The organism is Rufibacter psychrotolerans, assembly GCF_016924645.1.
Classification (GTDB): Bacteria; Bacteroidota; Bacteroidia; order Cytophagales; family Hymenobacteraceae; genus Nibribacter; species Nibribacter psychrotolerans.
Window position 1 is genome coordinate 180,844 of record NZ_JAFFJV010000002.1, and the last position, 15,875, is coordinate 196,718.

General features: G+C 55.7%; 19 protein-coding genes and 1 tRNA gene. 11 read left to right on the forward strand and 9 right to left on the reverse strand.

From position 1 onward, the window contains the following. Positions 1–13: 13 nt before the first annotated feature. Positions 14–706, forward strand: coding sequence for a methyltransferase domain-containing protein (locus tag JT718_RS02805; protein WP_205500162.1), 693 nt, complete (start codon positions 14–16; stop codon positions 704–706). Positions 707–842: 136 nt separating this feature from the next. Further along, on the forward strand, positions 843–1,061 hold the full coding sequence (locus tag JT718_RS02810) for a hypothetical protein (RefSeq protein ID WP_205500163.1): 219 nt from the start codon (positions 843–845) through the stop codon (positions 1,059–1,061). Positions 1,062–1,156: 95 nt separating this feature from the next. Here JT718_RS02810 and JT718_RS02815 read toward each other — a convergent pair whose 3' ends face one another. After that, on the reverse strand, positions 1,157–2,059 hold the full coding sequence (locus JT718_RS02815) for a histone deacetylase family protein (protein ID WP_205500164.1): 903 nt from the start codon (positions 2,057–2,059) through the stop codon (positions 1,157–1,159). A 173-nt stretch (positions 2,060–2,232) separates the two neighbouring features. Here JT718_RS02815 and JT718_RS02820 point away from each other — a divergent pair, with 173 nt between their 5' ends. Beyond that, on the forward strand, positions 2,233–2,868 hold the full coding sequence (locus JT718_RS02820) for a porin family protein (RefSeq protein WP_205500165.1): 636 nt from the start codon (positions 2,233–2,235) through the stop codon (positions 2,866–2,868). A gap of 153 nt (positions 2,869–3,021) precedes the next feature. Here the strand turns inward: JT718_RS02820 and JT718_RS02825 are convergent, their stop codons facing one another. Next, positions 3,022–3,576, reverse strand: a complete 555-nt coding sequence (locus JT718_RS02825; protein ID WP_205500166.1) for a type 1 glutamine amidotransferase domain-containing protein — start codon at positions 3,574–3,576, stop codon at positions 3,022–3,024. A 72-nt stretch (positions 3,577–3,648) separates the two neighbouring features. On the opposite strand from JT718_RS02825, the gene JT718_RS02830 reads away from it, so the two are divergent. Together JT718_RS02830 and JT718_RS02835 are read left to right on the forward strand one after the other, a co-directional pair. Next, entirely contained in the window at positions 3,649–4,179 is a 531-nt protein-coding gene (locus JT718_RS02830; protein ID WP_240336887.1) for a TlpA family protein disulfide reductase, read from the forward strand. Between the two features lie 4 nt (positions 4,180–4,183). Further along, positions 4,184–4,813, forward strand: a complete 630-nt coding sequence (locus JT718_RS02835; RefSeq protein WP_205500167.1) for a thioredoxin family protein — start codon at positions 4,184–4,186, stop codon at positions 4,811–4,813. A 109-nt stretch (positions 4,814–4,922) separates the two neighbouring features. Here the strand turns inward: JT718_RS02835 and JT718_RS02840 are convergent, their stop codons facing one another. Beyond that, complete coding sequence (locus JT718_RS02840; protein ID WP_205500168.1) at positions 4,923–5,276, reverse strand: hypothetical protein; 354 nt, start codon at positions 5,274–5,276, stop codon at positions 4,923–4,925. 285 nt (positions 5,277–5,561) lie between these two features. Between JT718_RS02840 and JT718_RS02845 the strand changes: the two genes are divergently transcribed. From JT718_RS02845 to JT718_RS02855, 3 genes are all read left to right on the forward strand, one after another. Further along, positions 5,562–6,203 carry a C40 family peptidase gene (locus JT718_RS02845; RefSeq protein WP_205500170.1) on the forward strand — a complete coding sequence of 214 codons (642 nt, stop codon included), beginning with the start codon at positions 5,562–5,564 and terminating at the stop codon, positions 6,201–6,203. 300 nt (positions 6,204–6,503) lie between these two features. Next, complete coding sequence (locus tag JT718_RS02850) at positions 6,504–7,382, forward strand: YkvA family protein (RefSeq protein ID WP_205500172.1); 879 nt, start codon at positions 6,504–6,506, stop codon at positions 7,380–7,382. Between the two features lie 210 nt (positions 7,383–7,592). Further along, the gene (locus JT718_RS02855) at positions 7,593–8,345 is read left to right on the forward strand and encodes a M48 family metallopeptidase (RefSeq protein ID WP_205500174.1); all 753 of its coding nucleotides are present in this window, start codon (positions 7,593–7,595) and stop codon (positions 8,343–8,345) included. Between the two features lie 515 nt (positions 8,346–8,860). On the opposite strand, the gene JT718_RS02860 is transcribed toward JT718_RS02855, so the two are convergent. Next, positions 8,861–9,118, reverse strand: a complete 258-nt coding sequence (locus JT718_RS02860; protein WP_205500176.1) for an acyl carrier protein — start codon at positions 9,116–9,118, stop codon at positions 8,861–8,863. A gap of 469 nt (positions 9,119–9,587) precedes the next feature. On the opposite strand from JT718_RS02860, the gene pheS reads away from it, so the two are divergent. Together pheS and JT718_RS02870 are read left to right on the forward strand one after the other, a co-directional pair. Beyond that, the gene (pheS, locus tag JT718_RS02865; protein ID WP_205500179.1) at positions 9,588–10,613 is read left to right on the forward strand and encodes a phenylalanine--tRNA ligase subunit alpha; all 1,026 of its coding nucleotides are present in this window, start codon (positions 9,588–9,590) and stop codon (positions 10,611–10,613) included. Between the two features lie 207 nt (positions 10,614–10,820). Continuing rightward, a tRNA-Asn gene (locus JT718_RS02870) sits at positions 10,821–10,894 on the forward strand. 853 nt (positions 10,895–11,747) lie between these two features. Here the strand turns inward: JT718_RS02870 and JT718_RS02875 are convergent. From JT718_RS02875 to JT718_RS02885, 3 genes are all read right to left on the reverse strand, one after another. After that, positions 11,748–12,257: a GAF domain-containing protein gene (locus JT718_RS02875; RefSeq protein ID WP_205500181.1), complete on the reverse strand. Its 510-nt coding sequence runs from the start codon at positions 12,255–12,257 to the stop codon at positions 11,748–11,750. 138 nt (positions 12,258–12,395) lie between these two features. Next, positions 12,396–12,806, reverse strand: a complete 411-nt coding sequence (locus JT718_RS02880; RefSeq protein WP_205500183.1) for a hypothetical protein — start codon at positions 12,804–12,806, stop codon at positions 12,396–12,398. Positions 12,807–12,908: 102 nt separating this feature from the next. Further along, entirely contained in the window at positions 12,909–13,121 is a 213-nt protein-coding gene (locus JT718_RS02885; protein WP_205500185.1) for a hypothetical protein, read from the reverse strand. Positions 13,122–13,515: 394 nt separating this feature from the next. On the opposite strand from JT718_RS02885, the gene JT718_RS02890 reads away from it, so the two are divergent. Beyond that, positions 13,516–14,208, forward strand: coding sequence for a helix-turn-helix transcriptional regulator (locus tag JT718_RS02890; protein WP_205500187.1), 693 nt, complete (start codon positions 13,516–13,518; stop codon positions 14,206–14,208). 410 nt (positions 14,209–14,618) lie between these two features. On the opposite strand, the gene JT718_RS02895 is transcribed toward JT718_RS02890, so the two are convergent. Beyond that, positions 14,619–15,107, reverse strand: a complete 489-nt coding sequence (locus JT718_RS02895; RefSeq protein ID WP_205500189.1) for a DUF421 domain-containing protein — start codon at positions 15,105–15,107, stop codon at positions 14,619–14,621. Between the two features lie 15 nt (positions 15,108–15,122). After that, positions 15,123–15,596, reverse strand: a complete 474-nt coding sequence (locus tag JT718_RS02900) for a hypothetical protein (protein WP_205500191.1) — start codon at positions 15,594–15,596, stop codon at positions 15,123–15,125. Positions 15,597–15,875 lie beyond the last annotated feature (279 nt).

Genomic DNA, 15,875 nt, shown 5'->3' on the forward strand with positions numbered 1-15,875 from the left:
CCAGCCGGAGCTCATGGATGACCTCTCGCTGGCCAGTGATGATTTGCGCCGCAACCTGCAGGAGCTGGAGTTGATCAACCAATGGCTGGGCGGCCATGACGTGGTGCGACACGGGCTCAACCAGATCTTAAACGGCTCGTTTTCGGGGCATTTTGCCGGAAACAAGCTCAAAATAGCCGACCTGGGCAGCGGCGGCGGAGACACCCTGCGCATGGTGGCCCAATGGGCCCGCAAACGCCGCCTGCCCGTAGAGTTGGTGGGCATTGACGCCAACCCCTACATGCTGCACTACAGCGCCGCCCAGAGCCAGGACTACCCCGAGATCTCTTACCGGCAAGCCGATGTTTTCTCGCCCGCGTTCGCCCAGCAGCAGTTTGATGTGGTCATCTGCAGCCTGTTTGTGCACCATTTCACAGACGAGGCCCTGGCCGCCCTCCTGGCGCAGTTGCAGCGGCAGGTACGCGTGGCCGTGCTCATCAATGACATTCACCGGCACCCGCTGGCCTATTACTCCATTAAAAGCCTCACGCGAATCTTCTCCCGCTCGTACCTGGTGAAGAATGACGCGCCCCTCTCGGTGCTGCGCTCGTTCACCGCCCCCGACTGGAAACGCATCCTGGCGCAGGCCGGCGTGGCGCGGTATCGCTTAAAATGGCGCTGGGCCTTCAGGTGGCAAGTTATTTTTGGCCCCGTTCTGGAAAAATAGCGCAAAAACAAGGGAAATTTTGTAACTTACTTAAACCTAAGCACTTCTGCGATTTCTACGGATACCGTACAAGAAGAATGCTCTGGTTGAAGGCGTTGCTCCTGGCAACGCAGATTGTTCCACCAACTTTTTACCCATGGGCCGAAGTTCCTCTAAACAACCCGTTCAACTCTGGCTGCTTCTGGCGGCCTCCACCCTTTTATCAGCCATGGTCATCAGCCTGTTCTTCGCGACCATGAAAGTCATGCTCTACCTGTTGCTGGTGCTTCTGCTCATACCAGTGTTCTACCTGGTGCTCAAGCGCTCCCTGCCTTTCCTCAGAACCCCAGACACCAAACTAAAATCCCGCATTTGATTGTAGCACGTAGCACGTATCAGGTAGCAAGATTTTCCTGTCCTGCAATTTGATACGTGCTACTTGATACCTGATACTTAACACGCGCTAATAACCTAAAAGAAAATCTGCTGCGCCAGCCGGAAGGTATTGGCATGCGCCTCCACTATGTCGGCGATGCGGGTAGAGTAGCCGCCGCCCATGCTGGCGCACACCGGTATCTGGTGCCTGTGGCACAGCTCCAGCACCAGGCGGTCGCGGGCTTTGCAGCCGGCGTGCGTGAGCGCCAGCTTGCCCAGTTTGTCTGAGGCCAGCACGTCTACCCCGCTCTGGAAAAACACGAAGTCGGGTTGCACGCGCTCCAGCAGCCTGGGCAGGTGCTGGTGCAGGAGGGCCAGGTAAGCGGCGTCGTCAATGCCGTCGGGCAGGGGCACGTCCAGGTCAGACTGCTCTTTGTGCAGGGGGTAGTTGTTGCCGCCGTGCATGCTGAACGTGAACACCCGCGGCTCTTGGGCGAAAATCTGGGCGGTGCCGTTGCCCTGGTGCACGTCCAGGTCAATGATCAGGACCTGGCGGGCCTTACCTTCGTCTAGCAGATACTGCGCGGCCAGGGCATTGTCATTGAGCAGGCAGAAGCCTTCGCCCCGGTTGGTGAAGGCGTGGTGGGTGCCGCCGGCAATGTTCATGGCCACCCCGTACTGCAGGGCAAACTTAGCAGCCTGCACCGTTCCGCCCATGATGAGGACTTCCCGATCTACCAACTCCGCCGAGAGCGGAAACCCCGTCTTCCTGATCTCTGCGGGCGTGAGCTCCAGTTGGCGCAGCCTTTGCCAGTAGCCTTGCTCGTGCACCCGCACAATGCGCTCCTGGGGCAGGGCGGTGGGCTGGAAGAAATTCTCCTGGGTCACGGTTCCTTCATAGAGGAGCTGTTCGGGCAGCAGTTCGTACTTGAGCATTGGGAAGCGGTGGTTTTCTGGGAGCGGGTGCGCGTACTCGGGGGACCAGGCAATTTTCAGCATAGGTGGGAAAGGCTCAGGGCAGGCGTTCTACTATTCCCTGCCTCCCGCGGCAGGCCGCGCCAGCCCCTTTTACGGGCGGTTTGGGCGCAACATTCTGGCTAGGAGACAGTATATAGGGGAAACCCGAAATAACACAAAGGGTTTTGTTATCAACCCCAAATGTACTGCCAACTATGAAAAAACTTACTTTCTTCTTGATATGCACCCTCTGGTTGGGCGCCGCCCAGGCTCAGGAGCGGGTCCTGAACCGAGGCATTATTAACCACAACGAGGAAACCGGCGACCTGGCCCGCACCAACAGCGGGTTTGGGGTGAAAGGCGGGGTGCTTTTCAACACGCTGCACGGCGACGGCACCGACTTTCTCAACAACGTGAAAACAGCCACCAACTGGCACGCCGGGTTCTACTCGCAGTTCAGCGTGGGCCGGGTGTTCTCCATCCAGCCCGAGGCCCTGTACTCCCGCCGCGAGGTAAAGTCTGACGACAGCAACATGCGCTTTGACTACATTGAGGTGCCGGTGCTGGCCGTGCTTAACTTCACCGAGACCCTGAGCCTGCACGCCGGGCCGCAGGTGGGCGTGATGCTCACCGCCAAGCAGGACGACAAGGAGATTGACAAAGAGGGCTACAACACCTTTGACTACGGCGCCACCGCGGGCCTGGAAGCACGCCTTTCCATTTTCAGGATTGGCGGCCGGTATTACCGCAGCTTCGGCGACCTGGGCAAGTTTGACTCGGCCAACGCCCAGCGTTTCCTCAATGACGTAAAGGCCGGCAACTTTCAGGTTTATTTAGGCGTAGGCTTCTAGCAAGCGTTAATATACTAAAGGGTTTAGGCAAGATGGATGCTCCTGTTGTGGGGCATCCATTTTTGTTTTTGGGCCTGTTTTCCCAAAAACGCCCCAAAACAAAAGAGCCGGCTGGGGCCGGCTCTTTTGCTGGGAGAGAAAGTTTCTCAGGGGCTATCGTTCGTGCTTGCCCTCGGCAAACTCCTCTATCATTTTCTTGTTGAACGCCGGAATGTCATCGGGTTTGCGGCTGGTGACCAGGCCGTTGTGGGTGACTACTTCTTCGTCTACCCATTGGGCCCCGGCGTTGGTGAGGTCGGTTTTGAGCGAGGGCCAGCTGGTCATTCTGCGGCCCTGCACCGCCTGCGCCTCTATGAGGGTCCAGGGGCCGTGGCAGATGGCGGCAATGGGCTTGCCGGCGTCGCTGAAGGCGCGCACAAACGCCACCGCCTGCTGGTTGGTGCGCAGGTAGTCTGGGTTCATGACCCCGCCGGGCAGCAACAGGGCGTCGTAGTCGGCGGCCACGGCCTGCTTCAGGTTCACGTCTACGTTGTACTCCTTGCCCCAGTCGGTCATGTCCCAGCCCCGTACGGTGCCAGACTGCGGGGAGATGATGTGGGCCTCGGCCCCGGCTTCTTCCAGGGCAGCTTTGGGCTTCTCCAGCTCTATCTGCTCAAATCCTTTGTCTACTAGTATGGCAACTTTCTTGCCTGCGAGTTTTTGTGTCATGACAGTTTGGTTAACTTACAGTTACAATCGTATAGGAGTGTACTTCCGTACCAAAAGATTCGTTACATTGTCATGAGATACCGCATAGCCATGTTCTTCCGTATGTCCTTCTTTCTCTGCGCCTTGGTGCTAGGCTTTCTCTTGCCAGAAAAAGCCGTAGCGCAAACGGGCAAGGTGCCCCTGGTGAAATTGTCTCACCTGCAGAAGTACCTCAACTCCACCTCAGACACCACCTACGTGATTAACTTCTGGGCCACCTGGTGCAAGCCCTGCATTGAGGAACTGCCCCACTTTGAGGCCGTTCAGCAGCAGTACCAGGGCAAGCCGGTGCAGGTGGTACTGGTGAGCATGGACTTTGCCAAAGACCTGGAGCGAAAAGTGGTTCCGTTTGTGCAGCGCAACAAGCTCAAGAGCACCGTCTTTCTGCTGGACGAGCCCGACCAGAATGCCTGGATTGACCTGGTAGACCCCTCGTGGAGCGGAGCCATTCCGGCTACGCTTTTTGTGAACAATGCCCGCAAGCAGCGGCTTTTCCTGGAGAAGCCCCTCACGCTGGCGCAACTGCAAGAGCACCTTACCTCCAAGTTTTCACAAAACCCCTAATCTTATGAGAAAACCCTACCCCCTCCTAGTCCTGCTCCTGAGCGTTCTGGCGCTTGTTTCCACCACCGCCTACCGCATGGCCAACAACGGCTACCAGGTGGGCGACACCGCCACTGATTTCAGGCTGAAGAACGTGAACGGCCAGATGGTGAGCCTGCGCGACCAGAAAAACGCCAAAGGCTTTATTGTGACCTTCACCTGCAACACTTGCCCTTACTCCAAGCTGTACGAAGACCGGCTGGTGCAGCTGCACCAGAAGTATGCCCCCAAGGGCTACCCGGTCATTGCCATCAACCCCAACGACGTGACCCTCTCGCCCGGCGATTCGTTCGCTGACATGCAGAAGCGGGCCAAAGACAAGAAGTTCCCGTTTGTGTACCTGCAGGACGAAACCCAGGAAGTGGCCAGGCGGTACGGTGCCACCCGCACCCCGCACGTCTACGTTCTCACCAAAACCGGGCAAGACTTGAAAGTGTCCTATATTGGGGCCATTGACGACAACTCCGGTGATCCTGAGAAAGTACAGAAACGCTACGTAGAGGCCGCTTTAGACAACCTGCTCACCGGCAAGGCGGTGCAGCAGACCAGCACCAAAGCCATTGGCTGCACCATTAAATGGCGCAACAACAGCTAACCTAAAAAAGCTACGCCACCCCAAAAGAGCCTGCCGTTTAGCGCCTGTTTTCTCTAAAACAGGCGCTAAACGGCAGGCTCTTTTTCTTGCAGGTAAGTACTGTGCGTACTTATACAGTGGGCGGGGGCGGCGGCTCTGGTTTCTGCTCAGCCAGGAGGCTTTCTTTCACCCCGGCCATGCGGGCCTCCACCTCATACTTATTATGGTAGTAGCCCTTTTTTATAGACTCAACCAGGTACAGCCATAAGAATTTCAGGCAGCCATGTTCCTGAAACTGACGCACATGCACCAGTTCATGGGCCACCCAGGCGCTGTCGCGCAGAAAATTTTCTTTGGAAACTCCGCTCAGGTGTATAGTTTTGCCCAGCACCATGGCCACGTTAGCACTCTTCAGCTTCCAGCGGGCAATGCGGGCCAGAAGTGAGTCCTCAATAATCTTCAAATTATTTTCCGGGGGCTGCATCTTTTTATTTTGCCAAATTATACGGCATTCTGGCTCCTCAAGCTACATTTTTGCACCTTTTTCCTTCTTCCACAATTTCTGGGCAATAAAATCGGGCTTTTACGAGTTTGGTTTACAAAGGTTTCATATTTACCTTTGAAATAATGAGGGTACGTTGGAAAATCACGTGCTTTCTGTAAAAGGGCTTTCTTCCTGTTTTCCGGCGCCTTGGGCGCTTACAGTTGGAAGGGCCGCAAGTGGTCTCTGCTGCAGCCGGTACCACTTGATGTTTCACCATTAAAACAGATGATGAAAAGTTACGTTTTGTCTGCACTAGCTTTAGGCTCTGCATTTCTGTCCTTCTTTTATGAGGTACAGCCTTCTTCAGCCACCACCACTTCTGAAGAAGCCCAACTGGTCACCCCTGCCGAACAGCTGCAGGAATGGGCGCTGGAACACAACAGCTCTAAACCCGCCGACCTTTTCAATGAAGTTACCCGGGAGAAAAGCCTCACCTTCAAAGACTCCCTTTTCTACAACTACTACTCCCAGTCCCTGGGCCTCAAGCTTGACTTTAACGAGGACAAGGACCTGCTGGAGACCGTCTCCAACTGGATCGGTACCCCTTACCGCCGGGGCGGAAGCACCCAACGCGGCACCGACTGCTCTGGGTTTGTGAGCAAAGTCTACAAACAAGTGTACGGCATCACGCTCACCCACAGCTCCCGCTCCATGTTCCAGGAGGTGGACCGCGTGCCTAAGACCGCCATGGAAACCGGCGATCTGGTTTTCTTCCGCCGCGGGCCCGGGCAGCCCATCTTCCACGTGGGCATTTACCTGAAAAACGGTAAGTTCATCCATGCGGCCACCAACGGCGGGGTTATGATCAACTCCCTCATGTCGCCGTACTACAAGAAGCATTTTTACGCAGCCGGTAGGGTCATCTAACCGCTGCCCCCCTTTGCCAGCAGAAAGCGCCTGCCCTCTTTACCGGGGCAGGCGCTTTTTTTGCGCCCTGTTTTGGGGCGGTTTTCTAAGAAAAAGCCTTAAAGCAGGGCGCAGAACAGGGGCAGCGGCTCTAACTATTTGCGGCCAAACAGAGTATAGAAACTGTTGTCGGCAGCGGCGCGCGCCCAAAAAGCGCCGCTGCCGGCGGCACCTGTTTCCCTGCCTGATTTTTTGTTACTTCGCCTTCGGGTTATATAGGTTCTGCCGTATATTACAGCGTCTTTAACTACTAGCTATACCATGGAAAACCAAACCAATAATACCAGAAACGTACACGAGTCTTCGGTCTTCAAGCGGTTCATGAAAAGTGCCGAGGAGTACCTGAAGCAGCCCCTGCGCATCAAGCAGCTCCTGAACGACGCCTACAAGAAAGCCAGCGAGAAAAAAGACTTCGGCACCATTGCCGGTGAGGTGTTTGAAAGCCTGGCCTCGCTCTCGCGCATGATCAAGGCCGCCGTCTCTGGCGAATACAAGGGCATTCCCACCAACACCGTGGTCATGGGCGTTGCGGTGCTCATTTACTTCTTGTCGCCCATTGACCTGGTGCCCGACTGGCTGCCCGTGATTGGCCTGCTGGATGACGTGAGCCTCCTGGCCTGGTTCATGACCACCATTAAGTCTGAGATTGACAAGTTCCACGCCTGGGAAGCGGCTCAGCCGGTAAAATCAACCACCGCCGACCCTGGCGCCGAGCTGGCCACGGCCATGAGCGTAGACACCTCGGCCCACACCCCCAAGTACTCCAACGAGCCGGCCGGCCAGTACGGCACAGATCGGGTAACGGCTCCGTCTAACAGCGGCCTCGGCTCCTCGGCGCAGCAACAGAATCCTACTTACGGCGAGGGCAACATGCAACTGGGCAATGACTCTACCGGTTCGCAAGGCTCTACCGGCGGCATTATCCCCAACCAGCACACGCCTCAGGTCACCAACCTGCACCCGGTAGAAGGCACGCCCGTGCAGGAGATAGATCCAACGGCCACCCATGACGCCCAGCCCACCGACCACGGCGTGCCCACCGGCTACGGCGAGCCCAACGTACGCGCCTCCACCACCGACAGCACCCGCGTGCCCAGCAGCAACAGCTACGACACCGACCACGGCGGCAACGTGCGCTAAGTTTGGGAAGGAGTGAAGGAGTGAGGGAGTGAATGACTGAATGGAGAGGAAGGTTGTTTAGCTACTCATCCGGCACTAACCGTTCACCGCTTTACGCTTCCCATAATAAATTGAAGAAAGCGTCTCTTAGGAGGCGCTTTTTTTTTGGTCCATGGCCCCGCTTCCAGGGGTCGGCTTTTTAGCGCCGTAACCCTTATCTTTGCAGGAGATATGGAGAGTAAGCAACGTGCCTCGGCCCTTCAAAAGGGAGTTCTGGAGAAAGAGTTTGATACCATTGGCCTGGTACGGTTTGTGCCCAGCGCCACCGCCAAATACGTGAGAATCAGCATCAGGCCCGGGCAGGGCGTGCGGGTTACTTTGCCCAAGCGCGCCTCCCTGGCCCAGGCCGAGGCCTTTGTGCAGGAAAAAACTCCCTGGATCAGGAAACACCTGGCCTCCCAGCAGCAGGAACAGGAGAAAAAAACGCTTTTCTCGCCGGACACAGAGTTCCGCACGCGCCACCACCAGTTGCTTCTGCTGCCCCACCCGCTCCCCCACTGCAAAAGCCGGCTGAAGGATGGCGTGCTTTACGTGTGGTACCCCGAACAGATTGACTGGCAGCACCCCGACATTCAGGACTACATCAGGAAGACGGTGGAGTACACCCTTCGGCTGGAAGCCAAGCAGTACCTGCCGCAACGGGTGGCCCACTTTGCCCGGCAGTTTGGCTTCACGTACCAGCAGGTCACCATCAAGAATGCCAAAACCCGCTGGGGCAGCTGCTCCCACACCAATAACATCAACCTGAACCTGCACCTCATGCGCCTGCCCCAGCACCTCTGCGACTACGTGATCCTGCATGAACTGGCCCACACGGTAGAGAAAAACCACGGTCCGCGCTTCTGGGCCCTGCTGGATCAAATCAGCGGAGACGCCAAGGGTCTGGACAAGCAGCTGAAGGCTTACCGGGTGCAGGTTTTTTAGGTAGTCCTGAGTCTTGAGTTCTGAGTCCTGAGTCTGGCATAAACAGACCTGTTTTGGGGCTATTTTTTTGAAAACGGGTTATAAATCCAATTGTATTCTCCTCTATTGAATTAGTCAAATGTGCGCAGATCGAGGCCTGAGTCAAGGGAATAGGAAGTAGCGGCTTTAGGCAGATGGAGGAGCCGTTCAGGTTGTTGGTGAGAACACCAACAACGGGGAAGTATTAGCGCTTGGGGAACTGGGGAAACCAGTAACGAGGGAATTCTAGAAAGAGGAAACTGTAGAAAACTAGGGAAAGCCATGGAATTCGGCAGTACGGCAAGAAAGCAGTACGGCAAGAAAGGCAGTTCTGCAGGGAAGGCGAATTCCAAGCATTAAAATTCAAAGAAGTATGCTCGGGAGGCAGCCGTTGCAGGCGGGAAGAGGAACAGGATAGGGAACACGCAAAAAGGCAGGGAGAAGCTCTCTCTGCCTTTTTGCGTAAAAATGAGCAATGTAACTAAAGTAGTAAAGGGTTAGCTTGCCTGACGCATGGTATGCGTAGAGACATAGTCTACAAAATCTCCAACGGTATTCAACGGCACTTCATCGGGAATCACAATCTTGAAGTTCTTTTCCAACTCCAGGATGATGTCCACTACGTCTACGGTGTCAAACCCAAGCTCTTTGCTCAGGTTGGATGAGACCCGGAGACGTGACGGCTTAATCTCCTTGGTCTTACTGATAATTTTAACTACCTCTCGCGCGATAGAGGGGGTATGTGCGGTCATCATATGGGTAAAAGTAAAGTCCTTCAACAGTCTATCCGTCCTTTGCGGCCCTGCCCAAGGCCTGCACCCGCGCCTCACCCGCAAAGGGAGAAACACCGTACAAGCCGGCCCTACGCTAACCGGAGCTTGAGAACCAAGGGGTTAGCCTTATCTTTCGCCGCCGCAGGGAGCACGCCTACTTTATAGACCAGCAACCCCCGCTTAACCCCTACGCCCGAAGAAGTTTTTTTTGATTTTTTCTGAGGGCGGTGCCTGCCCAGTTCCGCCCATGCTTCTGCCATTGCTGCCCGGGCTACGCTGCCCCCTTTGCCTGGCGCGGGATGGCAGGGAAAGGGTCCCTTGCTCCAGCGGAAGCGAGTTGCGGCCAGGCAAGGTGGGGTTGCCTGGGGCCACGCGGCCCGAAGTGCTGACCCAACGTGGGTCTTCCTGACAAAACCTTACGCATTCACCATTACTTCTTTATCTTTGCGCTATGCTATTGGAGAATATTAAACGGCTGACCCAAGAGGTGGAAGCCTATGCTATAGAGAACAAGGAGCAATTAGAGGCCTTCAAGAATACCTACGTGAGCCGCAAAGGTCAGATTGCCGCCTTGTTTGACGAGATAAAGACTGTGGCGCCCGAGCAGCGCAAGCAGGTGGGCCAGGAACTGAACCAGCTCAAGCAGCTGGCGCAGCAGAAGTTTGACGCCAGGCAGGAGGAGCTGGAGCAGAGTGCCCAGCCCGATGCCCTGGCCGGCCTTGACTTTACCCTGCCGCCGGTGCCGCACACCCTGGGCACCCGCCACCCTCTGGCGCGCGTGCGGGAGCAGATCATCCGAATTTTTGAGCGCATTGGGTTTAACGTGTCTGAGGGTCCCGAGATGGAGGACGACTGGCACAACTTCTCGGCGCTGAACTTCCCCGAGAACCACCCCGCCCGCGACATGCAGGACACGTTCTTCCTGAGCAAAAACCCCGACATGCTGCTGCGCACCCACACCAGCAGCGTGCAGGTGCGCGTGATGGAGCACCAGAAACCGCCCATCCGTACCCTGTCACCAGGGCGCGTGTTCCGCAATGAGGCCATCTCGGCGCGCGCGCACTGCGTGTTCCACCAGGTAGAAGGCTTGTTTGTGGACCGGGGCGTGAGCTTCAAAGACCTCAAAGACACCCTGTACTACTTTGTGAAGGAGTTGTTCGGGCCAGACACCCAGATCCGGTTCCGGCCGTCGTTCTTCCCGTTCACCGAGCCCAGCGCCGAGATTGACATTACCTGCCACATCTGCAAAGGCCAGGGCTGCAACATCTGTAAAGGCAGCGGCTGGGTAGAGATTGGCGGCTCTGGCATGGTAGACCCGCAGGTTTTGGAGAACTGCGGCATTGACTCCAAGGAATTCTCGGGCTTCGCGTTTGGCATGGGCATTGAGCGCATTACCATGCTCAAGTACCAGATCAAGGACCTGCGCCTGTTCACCGAGAACGACGCCCGCTTCCTGCGCCAGTTTGAGGCCATCTAAACTGCCAGCCCCACGTGCCCGGTAAGCGCTGATACTGATTCCGGGCCGTTTTCTTCAAAACGGCCCAGAATCAGAAAATTTTAAAATTCATTTTCAGCGACTTACTAAAAAAACTTGAAATTTTTCTGCGGCAACACTTGCGCCATAAGTCTGCAGCCCCTACTTTTGCATCATCATTTAAGGCCACACCGCCAGAAAATGATAAACTCCTCCTTAGCTCAGTCGGTTAGAGCACATGACTGTTAATCATGGGGTCCTTGGTTCGAGCCCAAGAGGGGGAGCAACAGAAAGCCACTCAATTGAGTGGCTTTTTTTGTTTTAAGCCTGTTGGTGGCGTACCGCTGTTGCAGGAGAAATGCCGCTTACTTCCTGGCGGTTCCTCGGTGGTGGCGGTGCTTGCGTTTTGCTGTTGCTGCCGGAGTGGCTGTCTGTTCCGGTACCTGTGTTCCTGGAGAAGTACCGGTTGCTCCCGCGCCATATTCCTGGGATGTACCGGTTGTCTCGGTACGAAATCACTGCCTTGTTCCATTTCCTCCGCCATGCGCTCACGGCTGCGAGGCCCCGCCTTGTTCCCTCGCACTGCTACCTTTCCTGCGCCTGCGGGCGCTGCCTTACGGCACTGGAAAACTAGAGGCGCTCGGGGCCAAGGCTGAGATGGGGTTCCAATCCTGTTGCAGCCTTTTTGAAGTTTGAAGTTGATGCAGGCAAGACCTGTAGCTCAGGGGCCAGAGTCACTCGTGCTGCGCATGATTACTTTTTCTTCTTTGGCTGAGAAGTAGGTGATGGGCGCGAGCAAGGAAATGTAGCAGCGTTACGCGTAACGCCGTGGTTCTACGCAGCGGCCTCGGGTCTACCGGTAAGAAATCACCAACCGCCAGCAATGGGCAAGCAGGAATAGACAATCAGGGAGAGAAAGCCCCCTTTCAGAGGCCTGGGAGACAGGAGCGCTGCCCTGGTGCCTGGTCGCTGGTGCGGGTCCGTACGCAGGCCAGATTTAGGCACTCTTAAACACCTGCCAGCAGCACTACCCTGCTCAAAAGACCTCGTAGTGTGCGCAGCCCCTACGAGTGTCTCCGCCAACGGCTCGCCCCGGGTTAGGTGCCCAGCGCAAACGGCGTAGCGCTTGGAGCTGGCCTACACCAGGCCTTTCTCCAGGTTTTCCACCACAATAGAAGCCAGGTTCTGCAGGATCTTCTGGTCTGTCTCAGAAAAGCTGCGGGGTTCTTTGTCTACAATGCACAAGGCTCCAATGTTGTATCCGTCTGAGGTGGTCAGGGGAGCCGCCGCGTAAAACTGCAGGCCAAAGTCGCCGGTGACCATGGGGTTCGCCAGGAGGCAAGGCTCTTGCCTGGCATTCTCAAACACGGTGGTCTCGTCTTTCAGGATGGCCAGGGAGCAGAGGCTGACTTCCCGGGGCACCGGCGGTGTTGCCTCCAGGCCCATGCCGCCCTTGGTCCACACGTAATCCCGGTCTACCAGGTTCACCAGGGCAATGGGCACGTTGAACATGCGGGTGGCCATGGCGGCTATATGCTTGAAAGAACCTTCTTCCTGATAGCTGTTTAAGATAGTAAGACTGCGCAGCTTGGCCAGTCTCTGTTCCTCATTGTCGGGGATAATAGGTATCCCGAAAGTATTTTCCATACGTAACTTTAAAACAACAGCACAACCCAACGGCTATACGTGGCATTAGATAAAAGGTAGCACAAGGCCCTGCGGGCACTACCAGTCCTGGCCGGGCCCTGGGCTTTCCTGCGCAATAAGGGTGCCAGCTTGTAAAGATTATGGGTTGCTGCCCAACCAGGTAAGGGCGTCTTGCTTGTTGCTGAAGTTCCTGAGCTCAAACGGCAGCAGGGCCGTCTGGGCCACCTGCAGGTTCTTTTCTGCGGCAGCCTCAACGGCCGGGCTCCCCGCCTGCACCCTGGCCAGCTTTTGTAGCCGGGTTCTGGCCAGCCCCGCCGTTAAAGAGGCCGAGATCTCTTTGCTCTCCTCCTCGCCCACAGAAACAGCAGAGTGGCTGGAATCTAGCAGCAGGTTTTTCACGTCATAGCTTGCCACATGGTCTACCAGGATCTCCATGGAGTGCCTGATCTCCGGGAGCAGATGGGCATCCAGGTCGGGGTACGCCACCTCCATGATGTCGGCCACCGGATTGTACTCCAGTTTTACCAGGAAATTCTCAAAAAGTACCATGTGGGTGAGCGGCAGCAGTGAAGGACAAAGATAAGGAAGTAACGTAGAGATGCAGGCCGCATATTCTGCCGCAGGAGATTGTCTTGGGTGAAGCAGCCTGCGTTATTCCCTTATCCGGCTCAGGTAGTACGTGATAACGGTAATGGCGTATTCATCTTTGCTGCCTATGAGTTCACTGTCATCAAAACAGACAATGTAATCACTGTCAAGGTAGGTGGTTACGTTGAAGCGCTCCAGCAGGTAGTGCAATTCCATCATCTCTGTTATCTTGGAGATGAACACCTCGTCGTCATGCCGTTCCCAGAAATCTTCCATGACCCTCGCCTTAACCCAGGACAAGGTAAGAATATTTACCCGATAACAATGCCTTTTCGCCTTATTTAATTTTCAATAAACTATTTGATTATCAGGCACAAAATCTACAATCTTACTCCAGCCACCAGGAACACCCTAGGGCCTCTTAGCAACTCTCACCGCCGGGGCCTTCCCTGCCCTTTGGTAAGGAGCAGGGCTGTTTTACCAGAACCAGCACTTGCTAGCCTTCATTATTTCCAAAACTTAAAAAGATTATTTGCCAATTCATGTAAGAGTGCGTGCAATTAAGGCCTCTTTTTATTAAATATTGCCTACTTTTAGCGTATACTATTTATAATCAAGCAAATACCAGATTAAATACCTTCTAATTAATAACAATATTTAAGAACCTATAATGAAAAGCCTTGAACAAACCTGTCTACAGGAAAAGGTGCAGGAGCGTATAGCCCAGATTGCGGCCGTAGCCGACCAACTGCCGGGCGTGGTGGTGATCCACAACATCAGGAAAAACCTGGCGGTAGAATACATGTCGGCCCGGGGCCTGCAGCTGATTGGGGTTACCCTGGAAGACCTGCAGGAAATGGGACCCGACTTCCACACCCGCTTCTTCAACCCCATTGAATCTGCCGAGTACATTCCCAAGCTGATCAGTGACCTACTGCAGCGGAACGACGAGGATGAGGTGCTCACGTTTTTCCAGCAGGTGCGTTTCTCGGCCCATGAAGACTGGATGCTGCACCTGAGCACCGTGAAGATTCTCATGCGCGACGAGCAAGGCCTGCCCCTGCTCACCATTACCATTGCCGTTACGCTAGATCCGCTGCACCATGTCACTGCCAAGGTGAACCGCATTCTGGAGGAAAACACGTTTCTTCGGCAACATTACCAAAAGTTCGCGCAACTGGGTTCCCGCGAGCGCGAGGTACTCAAGCTGGTAGCCCTGGGCAAAAGCTCCCATGAGGTGGCCCAGGAAATGTTTATCTCTGAAAAAACCGTGAATACCCACCGCCGCAACATCAAACTAAAACTGCACGCCCACTCCTCTTTTGAACTGGCCCAGTACGCCCGCGCCTTTAACCTGATCTGACCCCAGCGCCGCCCCGGCCGGTTTTGCCCTATATTGCTGCCCCCACTCCGCGCCCCGCGGGAATGCCTTTCTTTGCTGCACCTTCCTGTACGCCTCACCCGCCACAAACCGCCCCACCGCTACTTTTCGTTAAACCCCATTTGTTGCCGCTGCTTCCTCCCTAGGACGGCTGTCCTGTAAAACGGGCGTTTTGGCCCTGTTTTCTGAAAAACCGGCCCAAAAAGGTACCGGCGCTAGGCCCATGCCTTTCGTTGTCCTGGGCGAGGAGTAGCAGACTGGCGGGCCGACTTCTCAAGCAACGCGGGGGCAGAAGGCTTGGCCGGTCAGGCCCGGGAGCGCCCTGCCCAAAACGGTAGCTTCCCCTGAGCCCCGCCGGCCTGCGGCACGGGACGGCTCCCCGGGACGGGCGCTCAGGTTTCTGGGGTAGTGCCGGGGCTTGCCGGGTTGTCGTTCCCCCGGAACGGGATAATACTAATGGAGCCGTCCTTTTCCAGCACGGCGTACTTTATCTGCGTCAGGCTCTCCAGGCCCTGCGACCGGCGGGCGGCCTCCAGGATATCGTCTTCCTGCAACCGGGCCATCTGCATGCGGTCTTTGAGCGGCTTGCCGTTTTCCAGCACAATGAGCGGGATGCCGTTCACAATGCTGTCTACCATCCTGAACCTGTTGGTAGCCAAGGACACCAGAATGTCTGCAAACACCAGGGTTAAGATCACCAGAATGCTGCCCGTAATGGACTTGTCGTCATCTACCAGGGCGTTCTGCACGGCCTCACTGATGATCAGCAGCAGCACCAGGTCAAACGCCGTCATCTCGCCCAGGGTACGCTTGCCGGCCATACGCAGGATAATGAACACCAGGACGTACACAATCAAGGCCCGTAACACAATAGACTCCATAGCAACAGGGTAAGCTTAAAAGTAAATGAATTGCGTCTCGCGCAGCTGCGCGGGGCCCACGGTAATCTCCAGCCGCTGCCGGCCCATTTTGTGGGGAACCAAGAAAAACGTGATCAAGCCGTTCTGGGCCGAGGGGAAGGTGTACACCAGCTTCTGGTCTTTTACCTCCACCGTCGCCGGCTCGGGAATCACCTGGTCTATCCGCACTTTCCTGATGTAGTCATTATTGAAGCTGATGGTGGTGCCCTGCCCGGCCCCGGCCACGCTGATGTGCAGCTCCGTGCCTTTTTCTACCCGCATGAACTTGTTGTACTCAATCTGGGTACCGTGGGCAGCGTAGGTCTTGTCGCTGAGCATTCCTCTCCCAAACAGCCCAAAAGCCGCCGCCAGCAGCACCAGGCCCATCAACCACCAGAACACCCTGAAAGCCTTCCACTCCCTCCGCTGGAACTCATAATAGCTTTCTATCACTTTTATGTCTTTCTCCATGGCGCCGTAGTTTAAGTGAACTAACTTTAGCTAGTTACCCCATTCCTGGCTTTAGGTTGCCTCTGCCCTGCCGTGCCCCGAGGTACTCTTCGTGATATGGTCCTATTTTAGGCCTGTTTGGCGTAAAACAGCCCTAAAACCAGGGGCTTAAGCGTACTACGGCTCCCCCTCAAAGGGCCGGAGCTATCTCCCCAAAGCTCAGAAGAAAAGGAACAAAAAAAGAGAGGCGTGGTGGGGGGGGGGTGTTGTTATAGGGGGGCGGCCGCCGCCGGCGGCCGG